General features: G+C 38.3%; 14 protein-coding genes and 1 rRNA gene. 3 read left to right on the forward strand and 12 right to left on the reverse strand.

Annotated features, from left to right (window positions below; all coding sequences use genetic code 11):
• Positions 1–93 precede the first annotated feature (93 nt).
• The 4 genes from recQ to tig all read right to left on the reverse strand — a co-directional run bounded on the left by recQ (position 94) and on the right by tig (position 6,101).
• The gene (recQ, locus tag D0T85_RS17605) at positions 94–2,274 is read right to left on the reverse strand and encodes a DNA helicase RecQ (RefSeq protein WP_163214838.1); all 2,181 of its coding nucleotides are present in this window, start codon (positions 2,272–2,274) and stop codon (positions 94–96) included.
• Positions 2,275–2,432: 158 nt separating this feature from the next.
• The gene (gene clpX, locus D0T85_RS17610) at positions 2,433–3,698 is read right to left on the reverse strand and encodes an ATP-dependent Clp protease ATP-binding subunit ClpX (protein WP_163214839.1); all 1,266 of its coding nucleotides are present in this window, start codon (positions 3,696–3,698) and stop codon (positions 2,433–2,435) included.
• 89 nt (positions 3,699–3,787) lie between these two features.
• A complete protein-coding gene (gene clpP, locus D0T85_RS17615) occupies positions 3,788–4,462 on the reverse strand; it encodes an ATP-dependent Clp endopeptidase proteolytic subunit ClpP (protein ID WP_163214840.1) in 675 nt (224 codons plus the stop codon).
• A gap of 277 nt (positions 4,463–4,739) precedes the next feature.
• A complete protein-coding gene (gene tig / locus D0T85_RS17620; protein ID WP_163214841.1) occupies positions 4,740–6,101 on the reverse strand; it encodes a trigger factor in 1,362 nt (453 codons plus the stop codon).
• A 353-nt stretch (positions 6,102–6,454) separates the two neighbouring features.
• On the opposite strand from tig, the gene D0T85_RS17625 reads away from it, so the two are divergent.
• On the forward strand, positions 6,455–6,700 hold the full coding sequence (locus tag D0T85_RS17625; protein ID WP_163214842.1) for an RNA-binding protein: 246 nt from the start codon (positions 6,455–6,457) through the stop codon (positions 6,698–6,700).
• A 221-nt stretch (positions 6,701–6,921) separates the two neighbouring features.
• On the opposite strand, the gene lptB is transcribed toward D0T85_RS17625, so the two are convergent.
• Positions 6,922–7,683, reverse strand: a complete 762-nt coding sequence (lptB, locus tag D0T85_RS17630) for an LPS export ABC transporter ATP-binding protein (RefSeq protein WP_163214843.1) — start codon at positions 7,681–7,683, stop codon at positions 6,922–6,924.
• Positions 7,684–7,786: 103 nt separating this feature from the next.
• Between lptB and D0T85_RS17635 the strand changes: the two genes are divergently transcribed.
• Positions 7,787–8,530: an ABC transporter permease gene (locus D0T85_RS17635; protein ID WP_163214844.1), complete on the forward strand. Its 744-nt coding sequence runs from the start codon at positions 7,787–7,789 to the stop codon at positions 8,528–8,530.
• Positions 8,527–9,297, forward strand: a complete 771-nt coding sequence (locus D0T85_RS17640) for an ABC transporter ATP-binding protein (protein ID WP_163214845.1) — start codon at positions 8,527–8,529, stop codon at positions 9,295–9,297. The genes D0T85_RS17635 and D0T85_RS17640 overlap by 4 nt, the downstream gene beginning before the upstream one ends.
• A 66-nt stretch (positions 9,298–9,363) precedes the next feature.
• On the opposite strand, the gene der is transcribed toward D0T85_RS17640, so the two are convergent.
• The 7 genes from der to rrf all read right to left on the reverse strand — a co-directional run bounded on the left by der (position 9,364) and on the right by rrf (position 15,024).
• Positions 9,364–10,677: a ribosome biogenesis GTPase Der gene (gene der, locus D0T85_RS17645; protein WP_163214846.1), complete on the reverse strand. Its 1,314-nt coding sequence runs from the start codon at positions 10,675–10,677 to the stop codon at positions 9,364–9,366.
• A gap of 93 nt (positions 10,678–10,770) precedes the next feature.
• Positions 10,771–11,655, reverse strand: coding sequence for a GTPase Era (era, locus tag D0T85_RS17650; protein WP_163214847.1), 885 nt, complete (start codon positions 11,653–11,655; stop codon positions 10,771–10,773).
• Positions 11,656–11,739: 84 nt separating this feature from the next.
• A complete protein-coding gene (locus D0T85_RS17655; protein ID WP_163214848.1) occupies positions 11,740–12,750 on the reverse strand; it encodes a beta-ketoacyl-ACP synthase III in 1,011 nt (336 codons plus the stop codon).
• Between the two features lie 107 nt (positions 12,751–12,857).
• Positions 12,858–13,043 (reverse strand): 50S ribosomal protein L32, encoded by a 186-nt coding sequence (gene rpmF / locus D0T85_RS17660; protein WP_163214849.1) that lies wholly within the window; start codon positions 13,041–13,043, stop codon positions 12,858–12,860.
• A 12-nt stretch (positions 13,044–13,055) separates the two neighbouring features.
• A complete protein-coding gene (locus tag D0T85_RS17665; protein ID WP_163214850.1) occupies positions 13,056–13,628 on the reverse strand; it encodes a DUF177 domain-containing protein in 573 nt (190 codons plus the stop codon).
• A 146-nt stretch (positions 13,629–13,774) separates the two neighbouring features.
• The gene (locus tag D0T85_RS17670) at positions 13,775–14,848 is read right to left on the reverse strand and encodes a hypothetical protein (RefSeq protein WP_163214851.1); all 1,074 of its coding nucleotides are present in this window, start codon (positions 14,846–14,848) and stop codon (positions 13,775–13,777) included.
• 65 nt (positions 14,849–14,913) lie between these two features.
• Positions 14,914–15,024, reverse strand: a 5S ribosomal RNA gene (gene rrf / locus D0T85_RS17675).
• Between the last annotated feature and the right edge of the window lie 146 nt (positions 15,025–15,170).

Genomic DNA, 15,170 nt, shown 5'->3' on the forward strand with positions numbered 1-15,170 from the left:
TTTATTGCGTGCAAATATAGTTATAAGTTTTGAGTTATGAGTTATGAGTGATGAGTTTTTAAGACTCATTACTCAAAACTCATTACTCAAAACTTAATTGGCCATTTCGGAGATAAATTTGATACGTACCAAACGGATTTCATCTTCTGTATAATCTTCGCCTAATTCGTCCATAGCATCTTCCAGTTTATCGGTTGTTGATTCGCGGAAGTAATCGTAGATGTCTAACAGGTGGTCTTCGTCCATGATTTCGTTCAGGAAGTAATCTATATTCAACTTGGTTCCTGAATATACAATAGCTTCTACTTCATCTAACAACTCACTGAATTCTATTCCTTTGGAAAGAGCAATGTCGTCTAAAGCAACTTTACGGTCGATAGATTGTATAATTGAAACTTTCAGTTTTGATTTATTAGCTACTGTACGTACACGAAGGTCTTCGGGACGTTCTATTTCGTTTTCTTCGCAGTGTCTTTTTATCAGAACGCAGAATTCGGCTCCATATCTTTTTGCTTTACCTGCTCCTACTCCGGGAATGTTTTGTAGTTCGTCTAATGTTACCGGATAAATAGTAGCCATTGCTTCGAGCGATGGATCCTGGAATATTACATAAGGAGGAACTTCCAGTTTCTTTGATAATTTCTTTCTCAGGTCTTTCAACATTGAGAAAAGAACCGGGTCTACTGCACAAGAGCCTCCCGAGCGTGCGGGTGCTTCTTCTTCTACTTCTTCAAAATCATTGTCTTCGGTTATCTTGAATGATTTAGGCGACTTCAGGAATTTCTTTCCACTATCGGTAACTTTAAGTGTACCGTAGTTTTCTACATCCTTACTTAGATATCCTGCTATAAGGGCCTGACGGATAACAGCGTTCCATACTTTGTCGTCCTCGCCCATTCCGGAGCCAAACACTTCCAGATCTTCGTGCAAATGAGCCTGCACTTCGGAAGTTTCTTTTCCTTGTAGGATATCGATAATATATTCTGCTTTAAAATTTTCTTTGACTGCAATAACAGTTTCTAATACTGAACACAATAATTCTTGAGCTTCCACTTGTTTTTTAGGGTTTAAACAGTTGTCACAATTTCCACAATTTTCTTCCGTATATTCTTCTCCAAAATAATGTAATAATGACCTACGCCGACATACGGATGATTCGGCATAAGCCGCAGTTTCTTGCAATAGTTGTTTGCCTATTTCCTGTTCAGCCACAGGTTTTCCTTGCATAAATTTTTCAAGTTTTTGCAAGTCCTTGTTAGTATAGAAAGTTACACATTTGCCCTCTCCACCGTCGCGACCTGCACGACCGGTTTCCTGGTAGTACCCTTCCAGGCTTTTAGGAATATCATAGTGAATTACATACCGAACATCGGGTTTGTCGATACCCATTCCAAATGCAATGGTAGCAACAATAACTTCGATTTTCTCCATCAAAAAATCATCCTGGTTCTGGCTGCGGGTGGCAGAATCCATACCGGCATGATAGGCACGGGCATTTATGCCGTTGGCCTGAAGTATTTCGGCTAGTTCTTCTACTTTTTTACGACTTAAACAGTAAATAATCCCCGACTTTTCCGGATTATTCCTGATAAACTTAATAATATCCCGGTCTACATTATTGGTTTTTGCTTTTACCTCATAATATAAGTTAGACCGATTAAAGGACGACTTAAAGACGATTGAGTCCGCCATCCCCAGATTTTTCTGGATATCATGCTGAACTTTTGGCGTTGCAGTAGCTGTAAGCGCAATAACGGGTGCCGATCCTATTTCATTTATAATTGGACGAATCCGCCGGTATTCCGGACGGAAGTCGTGCCCCCATTCGGATATACAGTGTGCCTCGTCTACTGCATAAAATGAGATTTTTACATCCTTCAGGAAATCAATATTCTCTACTTTCGTTAACGATTCGGGTGCTACATACAGCAGTTTGGTTCTTCCACTTAATATGTCCGTTTTTACCTGATCAATGGCGCTTTTATTCAATGATGAATTAATGAAATGTGCTATTCCATCTTCTTCGCTGAAGTTACGCATTGCATCAACCTGATTCTTCATTAAAGCAATCAGTGGTGAAATAACGATGGCTGTACCTTCCATTAGCAATGAAGGTAACTGATAACATAATGACTTCCCCCCTCCTGTTGGCATCAATACAAAGGTATCATTTCCATTAAGCAAATTCAAAATGATTGCTTCCTGATTACCTTTGAACTTGTCAAACCCAAAATGTTTTTTTAACTGGCTTGTTAAATTTATAGTTCCTGCCATTGTTTTTTATATGTGCTTTATTCAATTCACTGTCTTACCAGCTCATAGCGATATGGTTCAAACAAAGTTAGAAACAAGTTCTAATATAACAAGTAAATTTCGACTAATATTTTGAGAAAAACTGTACACACGTTGCTTTTATGCCGCTTTTATGAGTTTTAAGCAGTATGTAAGCCGGCAAAATTAGCTTTTTCGAGCTGTTGTTTTGCGTAATCGAGTGTAACTTCATACTCCTGAATGTCCTGGGTAGGTATTACAAACATTATATCCATCATAATGGTTTCGATAATCGAACGTAATCCACGTGCACCCAATTTGTATTCTACTGCTTTGTCTACTACATAATCGAACACTTCGGGCTGAAAGGTTAACTCTACATTATCCATTGCCAGCAATTTGGTGTATTGTTTGATTATTGAGTTTTTAGGCTCTGTAAGTATGGCACGCAGTGCAGCATGATCGAGCGGTTGAAGGTATGTTAGTATAGGTAAACGTCCTATGATTTCAGGAATAAGTCCGAAGGATTTTAAATCCTGAGGGGCGATGTATTGCATCATGTTGCTGCGGTCGATGTTTCCGGTTTTCTTTGCCGCACCAAACCCAACAACGTGTGTATTAAGCCGTTGAGCTATTTTTTTCTCAATGCCATCGAAAGCTCCTCCACAAATAAAGAGAATATTCTTAGTGTTTACCTGAATCATTTTTTGCTCAGGATGTTTCCGGCCTCCCTGAGGGGGTACATTAACAATTGCTCCTTCCAGTAGTTTCAAGAGTCCTTGCTGTACACCTTCGCCGCTAACATCGCGGGTTATAGAAGGGTTGTCGCTTTTGCGGGCAATCTTATCAATCTCGTCGATAAACACAATGCCTTGTTCGGCTTCCGGAACATTATAATCGGAAACCTGCAACAAACGGGTAAGTAGGCTTTCAATATCTTCGCCCACATAACCTGCTTCGGTAAGAACTGTGGCGTCGACAATAGTAAAAGGTACACGCAACAGTTTGGCAATAGTACGTGCAAGCAGGGTTTTACCTGTACCTGTATTACCTACCATTATAATGTTCGATTTTTCAATCTCAACATCATCTTTGGTATCTTTTTGTAGTAGCCTTTTATAATGATTATATACCGAAACGGATAAATAACGTTTTGCATCTTCCTGGCCAATAACATATTGATCAAGGAAGTCTTTTATTTCGGTGGGTTTGGGTAGTTGTTTGAGCGACAATTTAGAGAAACCACTTGTTGAAGTCTGGGTTTCGCCCAAAGCCTCTTGTGTTATTTCGTATGCTTGTACAGAACAGCTGTCGCAAATAAAACCGTTCACTCCTGTTATCAGGAAGCCTACTTCGTTTTCAGGACGTCCGCAAAAGCTACATTGCCGTTTTGTTGTTTTTCTTGTTGTTTTCTTTGAGTCTTCCATCTTTTGAGTTTTGAGTTTTGAGTTTTGGGTTTTGAGTGATGAGTTACCGCATGGATAACTCATTACTCAAAACTCAATACTCAAAACTATTAAAGTGGTTTACGGATAAGCACTTCATCAACCATTCCATAATCTTTAGCTTCCTGAGCAGTCATCCAGTAATCACGATCCGAATCGGCCCAAACTTTATCGAAATCAGTGCCCGAGTGGTCTGCAATGATTGTATAAAGTTCTTTTTTGAGCTTTTGGATTTCGCGGGCTGTGATTTCAATGTCCGAAGCCTGTCCTTGTGCTCCACCCATAGGCTGATGAATCATAACCCTTGAGTGTTTCAATGCAGAACGTTTGCCTTCGGCACCTGCCACTAAAAGTACGGCAGCCATTGAAGCAGCCATACCTGTACAGATAGTAGCTACATCGCTTCCAATAAATTGCATTGTGTCATAGATTCCTAATCCGGCATATACCGAACCACCGGGAGAGTTGATGTATATTGAAATATCTTTTCCCTGATCTACAGAGTCAAGATACAGCAACTGTGCTTGTAAAGTGTTGGCTGTATAATCATCTACCTGTGTTCCAAGGAAGATAATACGGTCCATCATTAATCTTGAAAACACGTCTAACTGTGTTACGTTGAGTTGTCTTTCTTCCAGGATGTAAGGATTAACCGGATAGTACATTTGTTGTGACTTGATCACTTCATCTAAAGCTAAACCATTCATTCCTAAATGTTTGGTTGCATATTTTCTAAAATCGTTCATTTTTCTCTTTCTTTTAAATTAAAACAAAAGAGGTTTTCAAACCTCTCATTTTTTCAAGTAAACAAAACTACAAAAATAAATCAATTTATTGCCTACATTGTTTATGCCAAAACTTGAAAACTCAGATTAAAAAGTAGCTGTTTAGGTAAATTTAAGACGAAGTGACAGAGAAAGGAGGTAAAGTGAGGTAAAAGGAGGTAGAGTGAGGTAAAGGAGGTAAAGTAACTATTGCATGGATACTTTACCTCCTTTTACCTCACTCTACCTCCTTACTTCTTTACTTCTCTTCAAATAATTTATTGAATTCGTCGAGTGATACAGTTTTATCTTGCAATTTTACTTTTGCTTTCAAAGCGCCTGCAAGTTTAGACTCAACTGCACGATTTACCAAGCCATCTACGCTTTCTTTCTTTTTCAACATTTCTTTAGCGTAATTGTCAAGGATATCATCTGGAACAGTCATCATGCCATATTGTGCAAATTGAGCTCTGGTTGCTTCTTTTGCCATATTGATAACATCTTCCTGCTCTACTTTAATTTCGTATTCTTTTACCAGCTTTTCTTTAATCAGATGCCAGGTTAATTCTTCAAGGCTCTTTTCGTAGTTTTCATCTACAAAGCTTTCGCCTTTATCTTCGTTATTTAAAAGCATTACTCGTTTAAGCAGTGCATCGGGGAATTCCAGTTTACCCACCTTTGTTTCCAACATTTCACGGGCATCCAACAAGAAGCGGTAATCGCTATCGGCAACAAACTGAGAAGCAACGGCTTCTTTTATTTTGTTACGAAATTCTTCTTCGGTTTTTACTGTACCTTCACCAAATACCTGATCAAAGATATCCTGGTTCAGTTCGCCATCAACAAAACGGGTGATTTCTTCTACCTGATAGCTGAAATCTGATTTTAGTTCGGCAACTTGTTCTTTTTCTACATGTAACAGAGAAGCTATTTCGGCTTCATGACCATTAAATGCGTTGAATGGATTGAATACGATCACATCATTTACTTTTGCATCGTTAAATAATGCTTTCTGATCGTCGTTCTTCATGTAAGCAGGCATAATAACTGCGCCTTCTACCTGAATGCCACCTTCTTTAGTGCTTCCGTTTTCATCTAATTCAGCAATAAGACCTTTCAGCATGTCTTTATCCTGATAAGTATCTACCTTTTCATAGTTTCCGCTACGTTGAGTGTAATTTTTGATTTGGCTATCAACCATTTCATCTGTAACGTCTATATTATAATAAGGAACTTTGTCTTTATTGGTAGCTTCTACTGTAAATTCGGGAGCCAATGCTATATCGAACAGGAATTCAAATTCTTCCATTGTATCGAAGTCAATAGCTGCCTGTTTTTCTTCGTTAGGTAGTGGCTCGCCTAACATATTTATGTTATTATCTTTGATATAAGCAAAGAGTTTATCCGAAATTATTTTGTTTATCTCTTCGCCCATTACCGACTTTTCATACATCTTTTTTACAAGGCTCATCGGAACCATTCCTTTACGAAATCCCGGCATCTGTACTTTTTGGCGTAGTGACTTCAGAGATTTCTCTACTTGTTCCTGATAATCAGATTTCTCAATCTTTAATGTAAGCAATGCGCTCACTTTGTCAATGTTTTGCAATGAAATGTTCATTCCGACAGTTATTTAATTGTTTATTAGTAGCTAGTAGTTAGTAGATGGTAGTTAGTACTACATCTATCAATTTAGCGTGCAAAATTAGTGTTAATCTTTTAATTATCAAATAACATGCACAATTTATTCCTTCATCGGAAACACAGGACAGAAAAAAAGAATAAAAAAAATTGTTATATCAGAATTAATGCGTTTCTTTGTCGCGGAATAATGGCGTAATAGCAGTATGATTTCTATTACAAGTTTTTACTTTCCGTTTAGAACGCATTTGTAAACTCTCTGTTTTTAAATCCCTCTTCTTGCCATACTTCCGGAGAGTTTTTTTATTTAATTATTTATTTTTTTATTTCACTATGAACATTTATGTAGGAAACCTTAACTATCGTGTTAGGGAAGCAGATTTGCAGCAAGTATTAGAAGATTATGGTACTGTAACTTCAGTTAAAGTTGTTACTGACCGCGAAACTGGCAGATCTAAAGGTTTTGGATTTGTTGAAATGGCTGACGACCAAGAAGCTGCAAAAGCTATCTCTGAACTTAATGGTGCCGAATTTGAAGGACGCACTATGGTAGTAAAAGAAGCAAGACCTAAATTCTAAATATATTTTTAGAAGCTATGTTATTTTAAAGCCCCTGCCGGAAACGGCAAGGGCTTTTGTCTTTTTAAAGCTAGAGGTGGTTGATTGTGCTGTTTTATCCTACTGGGATAAAGGCTTTCGCCTACCGGGATAAACCGTTTATCCTACCGGGATGAAGACTTCATCCTACCGGGAGAAAAGCGTTATCCTACCGGGATGAAAATAATTACAAAATTACTTTATTAATCATTGAGCTGGAAATCCTTTCTGCGCAAAACAAAGCTGTTACTTAAGTACTTCTCGCGCACAATTTGGTTTTCGGCCAATTCTTCCGGAGTACCTTGGAAGAGGATTTTACCTTCGAACAACAGGTATGCTCTATCGGTAATGCTTAGCGTTTCCTGCACATTATGGTCGGTAATTAAGATACCGATATTTTTATCTTTCAGTTTCCACACAATTTGCTGAATATCTTCTACGGCAATAGGGTCTACTCCGGCAAAAGGTTCGTCTAACATAATAAATTTGGGGTCGATAGCCAAACAACGGGCTATTTCTGTACGGCGCCGTTCGCCCCCCGAGAGTTGGTTACCTTTGTTTTTACGCACCTTCCCAAGACGGAATTCTGCAATAAGGCTTTCAAGTTTATCTTTCTGATAATCTTTGGGTTTATTGGTCATTTCAAGAACAGAGGCAATATTATCTTCTACAGTCATCTGCCTGAATACGGATGCTTCTTGCGCCAGGTATCCAATACCGGTACGGGCTCTTTTATAAACAGGATAGTTGGTTATTTCAAGATCGTCAAGGAAAATACGCCCTTCGTTGGCAATAACCAAGCCTACTGTCATGTAAAAAGAAGTTGTTTTACCGGCACCGTTGGGTCCTAGTAATCCTACAATTTCTCCCTGTTTCACATCGAAAGAAACATGATTAACAACAGTTCGTTTTCCGTATTTTTTTACCAGGTCTTCTGCACGAAGAACTATTCTACTCTCTTCCATATCCTCATTTATTTGCTTTCATTATATTGGGCAAATGTAGTAAAAATCGGCTAAAATAATGTACATTTGCGTGCAAATAGTATAGTTGTAACTCGTAATTAACATGTTCAAAGCACTTAAAACAGTTGGAAGATATATTTTGTTAATGAAACGCACTTTTGCCCGTCCAGAAAGGTTGCGAATGTATTTTAAACAATATATTAAGGAGATTGATCAGCTGGGTATTAACTCGATAGGGATTGTATTATTGATTTCTTTCTTTATTGGCGCAGTTATTACCATACAGATTAAATACAATATTGAAAGCCCGTGGATGCCGCGGTGGACGGTTGGGTATGTAACCCGTGAAATCATGTTACTTGAGTTTTCGTCTTCTATTATGTGTTTGATTCTTGCTGGTAAGGTAGGGTCGAACATTGCCTCCGAGCTGGGTACCATGCGCATCACCCAACAAATTGATGCACTGGAAACGATGGGAGTAAATTCGGCTTCTTATCTTATACTACCCAAAATTGTTGCGATGCTTACAATAATTCCTGCCCTGGTAATCTTTAGTATTTTTGCTGGGGTTATCGGTGCTTTTGCAACCTGCTGGTTTGGAGGGATTATGATGGCAACCGACCTGCAATATGGTTTACAATATATGTTTGTAGAGCGGTTTATATGGGTTGGCATTATTAAATCTGTTTTCTTTGCACATATTATTGCCAGTGTATCGGCATTTTTTGGCTACACGGTCGAAGGTGGTTCTATCGAAGTGGGAAAGGCTTCAACAAATTCGGTAGTATCTAGTAGCGTTTTGATATTATTTGCCGATTTAATTTTAACCAAACTCTTAACAGCATGATCGAAATTAAAGGATTATATAAGTCATTTGAAGACAAGAATGTTTTATCGGATATCAATGCAGTATTCGATGATGGCAAAACAAACCTGATTATCGGACAGAGCGGATCGGGAAAAACTGTTTTACTAAAATGTATAGTAGGCTTGTTGCAACCGGAAAAAGGAGAGATTCTATACGATCATCGTAACTTTCTGGGGATGAGTAAAAAGGAAAAGAAAAAGCTTAAAGTAGAAATGGGAATGATTTTCCAGAGTGCGGCTTTATTCGACTCCATGTCTGTTCTCGACAATGTAATGTTTCCATTGGATATGTTTAGCAACGAAACATTAAGAGAACGCAAAAGAAGAGCAATGCTCTGTTTGGATCGTGTTAACTTATCGGATGCACACAATAAATTCCCCAATGAGCTAAGTGGTGGTATGCAGAAACGTGTTGCCATAGCCCGTGCCATATCATTGAAACCTAAATATTTGTTTTGCGATGAGCCGAACTCGGGTCTTGACCCCAAAACATCTTTGGTTATTGATGAACTAATACATGATATTACCCTGGAATTCAATATGACTACCATTATTAATACGCACGACATGAATTCTGTGATGGGTATCGGAGAGAATATTATCTTTATTTATGAAGGGAACAAAGAGTGGTCGGGAAGTAAAGACGATATATTCACCTCAAGTAATGAGCGTCTAAATAACTTTATATTTGCTTCCGACTTGTTTAGAAAGGTAAAAGAAGTAGAGATTCACAATATTGAGGGATAGCATCAATGCCACTTAACCACAGATTAACAGATTATAATCTGTGGTTAATATTGACACTTTTTACATTTACTTCTGACGGATATAAATATGAATCGGAGTTCCTGTCAGGTTCCACTTTTCCCGGATCTTATTTTCCAAAAAGCGTTTATAGGGCTCTTTTACATATTGTGGAAGATTGGCAAAGAACACAAAAGATGGCACCTGGGTATTAATCAGCTGGGTTATATACTTTATTTTTATATACTTACCCTTTACCGAAGGTGGCGGATATGCTTCTATCAGAGGTAGCATTTCTTCGTTCAACCGTGCAGTTGGTATCTTCATGTGGCGGTTGTCGTACACCTTTTTAGCTTCTTCAAGTATTTTCAGGATTCTCTGTTTGGTTGTAGCCGAAGAGAATATAATAGGAAAATCAACAAACGGGGCAAAACGGGTACGGATGGCATTTTCGAACTCCTTAATTACCTTATTGCTTTTATCTTCAACCAAATCCCATTTATTGATTACTACTACCAGCCCTTTGGCATTTTTTTGTATCAGCGAGAATATGTTCAAATCCTGACTTTCAACGCCTCGTGTAGCATCAATCATAAGCACACATACATCAGCACCTTCGATTGCACGTATGGAACGTACTACCGAATAATATTCAAGGTCTTCGTTCACCTTGCTTTTCTTGCGGATTCCGGCTGTATCAACCAGATAGAAATCAAAGCCGAATTTGTTGTAACGGGTGTAGATTGAATCCCGGGTTGTACCTGCTATTTCGGTTACAATATTACGTTCTTCGCCTATAAATGCATTAATCAATGAGGATTTACCTGCATTGGGGCGGCCTACTACAGCAAAACGGGGGATATCATCGTCAAGCAATTCGGATGCTTCTTTACTGAACTTGCTTACAACCAAATCCAGCAGATCGCCTGTACCGCTTCCGCTTACTGCTGATATGCAATATGGATCGCCTAATCCGAGACTGTAAAATTCGGGGGCATTATATTGTAAATCGTGATTGTCGGTTTTATTTGCTACTACAATTACCGGCTTCTGTGTTCGGCGTAAAATAGTGGCTACCTGCAAATCAAGGTCGGTAACACCATTCATTACATCAACAACAAACAGTATTACATCGGCTTCTTCTACTGCCATCAGTACTTGCTTGCGAATTTCTTCTTCAAATATATCGTCAGAGTTTACAACCCAACCACCGGTATCAACCACAGAGAACTCTTTACCTATCCATTCGGTTTTTCCGTATTGTCTGTCACGCGTTGTGCCGGCTTCATCATTTACAATCGCCCTGCGACTTTTTGTCAGCCGATTAAACAATGTAGACTTTCCTACATTAGGTCTTCCAACTATTGCTACTAAGTTTCCCATAAAAAACAAGTTTTTTTATTTACGATTTTACATTGTATGATCTACAGACTAACTTCAATCGTAAATCGAAAATCGTCTAATCGTAAATTATTATTAGTCCAATTGATATCCAAAATTGCGCAATTGCTTATCTGAACTGCGCCAATCTTTATCAACTTTCACATAAGTTTCCAGAAATATTGTTTTTCCGAAAAATCGCTCCAACTCCTTGCGGGCTTCGGTAGCTACTTTCTTTAATGCTTTTCCTTGCTTGCCAATAATAATGCCTTTTTGCGAATCGCGTTCAACATAAATAACAGCATGGATATTTATTTTCTTTGTTTCTTCTTTGAATTGTTCAACAACAACTTCTACCGAGTAAGGTATTTCCTTGTCGTAATACAACAGTATCTTTTCGCGGATAATCTCGGTTACAAAAAAGCGTGCCGGTTTATCCGTCCACTGATCTTTATCGAAATAAGGAGGCGAATCGGGCAGAAGCTCTTTAATGCGCTTCATTATATATTCGACATTGAATTTAGCCGCTGCCGAGATTGGGATGATTTCGGCCTGCGGCAGAAGTTCTTTCCACGCTTCGACTTTCGCTGTCAGCTCATCCTGATTACTCAAATCAATCTTATTAATTAATAATAAGATAGGGATTTTCAATGATCGTACTTTATCTATAAATTCATTGTTCTTGTCGGGGGTTTCAACAACATCTGTCATATAGAGCAAGATATCCGCATCGGTTAATGCTGATTTAGAGAAGTTCAGCATCGACTCCTGAAGCTTATAAGTTGGTTTCAACACCCCAGGTGTATCAGAGAATACAATCTGCATATCATCGGTATTGTATATCCCCATAATGCGGTGACGGGTGGTTTGTGCCTTAAAAGTGGCAATGGATACCCTTTCGCCTACCAAGGCATTCATCAGTGTAGATTTTCCTACATTGGGGTTTCCTACTATATTCACAAATCCTGCTTTATGACTCATATTGTTCCTAACAAGACAAAAAAACGCACCGAAATAATAGGATGCGTTTCTTAGTTATTCAATGTTCTATTTTTATATTCAATTCTATTCGACAGCCTTTTTGCCGTCGTAACCCCATTTTACATACACGGCTCCCCAGGTAAATCCGGCACCGAATGCTGTAAAAATCAGGTTATCACCTTTCTTCAACTTGTCTTCGTAATCCCATATACATAACGGTAATGTTGCTGCACTGGTATTTCCGTAGCGTTGAATATTTACCATCACTTTTTCCATAGGAAGTTCCATTCTATGGGCAACAGCATCAATGATGCGCATATTTGCCTGATGGGGTATTATCCAATCCAGATTATCTTTGGAAAGATTGTTTTTCTTTGCAAGGAATTCTGATATATCAGACATGTTTGATACTGCATATTTAAACACAGTTCTTCCTTCCTGATAAACACAATGCATGTGATTGTTTATGGTAAAATAAGAGGGAGGGCATACCGAACCACCTGCTTTCATATGTAGAAAAGGTAAACCTTTACCGTCTGTTCTTAATGCCGAATCAAGAACACCATATTCTTCTGTAGTAGGTTCGAGCATAAATGCTGCTGCACCATCGCCAAAGATAGGACATGTTGCGCGGTCGGTATAATCTGTTATAGATGACATTTTATCTGCGCCAACAACAATAACCTTTTTATATCTGCCGGAACGAATAAAGCTGGCACCGGTTTCCATCAAAAAAAGAAAGCCACTACATGCTGCAGACATATCGAATGCATAAGCGTTCTTTAGTCCGACTTTCTCACACAAAATAGATGCTACGGATGGAAATATATAATCCGGCGTGCTTGTTGCAACAATGATAAGATCAACGTCTTCCGGGTTTGTGTTTGTCTTCTTTATCAGCTGTTTTACAGCTTTGCGGGCCATATAGGAAGTTCCTAAACCTTCTTCGTTCAGTATTCTTCTTTCCTTAACCCCGATACGAGTCATAATCCATTCGTCGGTGGTATCAACCATTCTTGATAGTTCTTCATTGGTGAGAACATAATCCGGAACATATCCGCCAACTCCTGTGATTACTGCGTTTATTTTATCCATTAGATACGATTTTGGTAGAAAAACACTCTATTACAAATTTACCATTTACTATTCACCATTTTAATGCTGGTTAGCAAATGGTAAATGGTAAATGGTAAAATGGTAAATTATAGAGCTACTTCTTTCTCGATAGCTATTTTTCCTCTGTAGTAGCCGCAAGCGCCACAAACAGTGTGGTAAACATGCCATTCGCCACAGTTAGGGCAAATTGCAAGAGTTGGAGCTACTGCTTTATCGTGAGTTCTTCTTTTTGCAGTTCTTGTTTTTGACTGTCTTCTTTTAGGATGTGCCATTTTCTTATTTATTTAATTATTATCTAATATTTTCTTTAATTCATTCCATCTCGGATCGGTTGGTGCCTCGTTATCATCTTCAACTACAATATCATCAGCGGATTCAAATTCGGTATCACCTTCGTCGTCGTTACTGGTACGTAAATGCTTATTGAGTTTGCCAGTCATTGTTTTGTTACATTTACCTGGTGCATGCACATGTTTCATTGGAACTGCTAAAGCTATAAACTCATACATAAACCATGCTACATTAATGTCACCATCTTCTTCGGGTATAACAATGATGTCGCCATCTTCTCCGTAGTCGCGTCCAAACTTTACCATTATTTTATCGGTACTGGCAACTGGTTGTTCCATATCATCCAAACACCGATCACAAGGAACCCACACAATGCCTTCAGTTTGAAAGTTCAATTCAAAGGCACGCGATGTTTTCTTCACATCCAACTTCACATTAACCTTTCCTTTTTGAACTTCAGGACTGTCAATATTCGCAAAAAAGATATTATCAAGCAGGAACTCAAAGTCCATTTTATCTGCCTGCATACCTTTTAAGTCTATTCTGTATTTATCAAACTTTCCCAAAACTAGTTTCCTTTTTTTAACGGAATAAAATTGAGACATCTTCTAAAAAGAAAATGAATTCGGCCGACAAAGATACAAATAATAATACTTATTACACAGTCTTTTTAAAAAAACTTAGTTCATTCCAATTATGAATTGCCCGAATCTTAATCGCACACAATGATCTGTTCCAGTATTTTCTGATATTTCCCTTTGTATACCTTATAAATTTCATACTGACTCCAGGCGCCTTCGCCGCAGCTAGCATAATCCACATACAAAAACTGTTCTTTGTTTATACTAAACGGATATGTTCTGCGATCGCAATAAATGCCCTGTATGGCTTCATCGGCTTCTTGTTCTAAGGCCTCTTCATCCAGAACAAATTCATTGGCAGAAGGAAAGCTTATTTCGTTTTCCATAATATGTCCGCCAATTGCAAAGTCGTAATCATCGGTTATGGATTCATTAAAAATTGTTTGTGGAAAACAGGTTTCTATTTCTTCATCTAATTCAGAAGGGGAATTATTGGTAGTAACATGAATGAGTTCTTTCTTTTCAATATTTACCAGTGTCCATTCTGTATACGAATTATTTGCTTCGGCCAATCCTGCATACTTAATATCTTCAGCCCATACGGTACTCGACAAATAAATGCCAAATTCATAAGAGGACTGCTGCTCTTTATGTTCAATGTATGTCAGATAGGTATCGACTTCTTGTTGGAGGGGTTGAGCGTTTTCATAATGGATATGATAAACAAACTGGCTACTGGGAATTTCATAATAAACAGGAAGGTGTTGTGAGTTGAATAATAGTTTTTGCTCATATCCAAGCTGCGTAATAAAAACTGTATCGGCTCTGGAAGCTAAAACATATTTTTGTGGAAAGTTTAGTGCATCACGAACAGTATTTTTAATTTCAGAAAGCACTAAAGGGGCCGCCAATGCACGATCGGGGTGCCTGTATTCTTTGCCGTCGATAAATATCCGTAGTATTTCGCCATCCATATCTTCGCTCACTACGCCTTGTTTATTATTGTAGGTAAGTAGTTTTTCGCGAAAGGTAGAGTGATAATCCACTCTTATTGTTTGATCGACCGTATACTGAAATAGTTCTGTTTGAGTTATTGCTTTCTGAAACTCTGTCAGTATCTCCTTAGGATCCGACTTTTGCGGTGCTTTTGGTGAGTGACAAGATAGGATTAAAAGTAGTAAACAACTTAAGGATATGTTTTTCATACTATTCAGTTATAAAAATACAAAGAAATCCCTCTCAATCTTTCGACTAAGAGGGATTCTCATTAAAACGGCAACTACCTACTCTCCCACTATTACGCAGTACCATCGGCGTGACAAGGCTTAACTTCTCTGTTCGGAATGGGAAGAGGTGGAACCCTTGTGCTATAGTCACCTAAATAAGTTAGACACGAAGCAAAGCAAAAAATAAATAGAATATTATAGCGTTTTGTTGATTATCAACTAAACCAAAAGTATCACTCAACCAATAAAAAAAGTGACCGGGCAATTAGTAACGCTCGGCTAAACACATCTCTGTGCGTAC

Origin of the sequence: Bacteroides sp. 519, from assembly GCF_010500955.1 — a bacterium.
In the GTDB taxonomy this organism is placed as follows: Bacteria; Bacteroidota; Bacteroidia; order Bacteroidales; family Bacteroidaceae; genus Bacteroides.

What these genes read in the sequence shown, in the direction of transcription:
- tig (WP_163214841.1), bottom strand. Translation starts at nt 6,101, where the DNA reads ATGAACATTTCATTGCAAAACATTGACAAAGTGAGCGCATTGCTTACA.
- D0T85_RS17640 (WP_163214845.1), top strand. Translation starts at nt 8,527, where the DNA reads ATGATCGAAATTAAAGGATTATATAAGTCATTTGAAGACAAGAATGTT.
- D0T85_RS17655 (WP_163214848.1), bottom strand. Translation starts at nt 12,750, where the DNA reads ATGGATAAAATAAACGCAGTAATCACAGGAGTTGGCGGATATGTTCCG.
- recQ (WP_163214838.1), bottom strand. Translation starts at nt 2,274, where the DNA reads ATGGCAGGAACTATAAATTTAACAAGCCAGTTAAAAAAACATTTTGGG.
- der (WP_163214846.1), bottom strand. Translation starts at nt 10,677, where the DNA reads ATGGGAAACTTAGTAGCAATAGTTGGAAGACCTAATGTAGGAAAGTCT.
- D0T85_RS17625 (WP_163214842.1), top strand. Translation starts at nt 6,455, where the DNA reads ATGAACATTTATGTAGGAAACCTTAACTATCGTGTTAGGGAAGCAGAT.
- D0T85_RS17670 (WP_163214851.1), bottom strand. Translation starts at nt 14,848, where the DNA reads ATGAAAAACATATCCTTAAGTTGTTTACTACTTTTAATCCTATCTTGT.
- clpX (WP_163214839.1), bottom strand. Translation starts at nt 3,698, where the DNA reads ATGGAAGACTCAAAGAAAACAACAAGAAAAACAACAAAACGGCAATGT.
- D0T85_RS17635 (WP_163214844.1), top strand. Translation starts at nt 7,787, where the DNA reads ATGTTCAAAGCACTTAAAACAGTTGGAAGATATATTTTGTTAATGAAA.
- rpmF (WP_163214849.1), bottom strand. Translation starts at nt 13,043, where the DNA reads ATGGCACATCCTAAAAGAAGACAGTCAAAAACAAGAACTGCAAAAAGA.
- era (WP_163214847.1), bottom strand. Translation starts at nt 11,655, where the DNA reads ATGAGTCATAAAGCAGGATTTGTGAATATAGTAGGAAACCCCAATGTA.
- clpP (WP_163214840.1), bottom strand. Translation starts at nt 4,462, where the DNA reads ATGAACGATTTTAGAAAATATGCAACCAAACATTTAGGAATGAATGGT.
- lptB (WP_163214843.1), bottom strand. Translation starts at nt 7,683, where the DNA reads ATGGAAGAGAGTAGAATAGTTCTTCGTGCAGAAGACCTGGTAAAAAAA.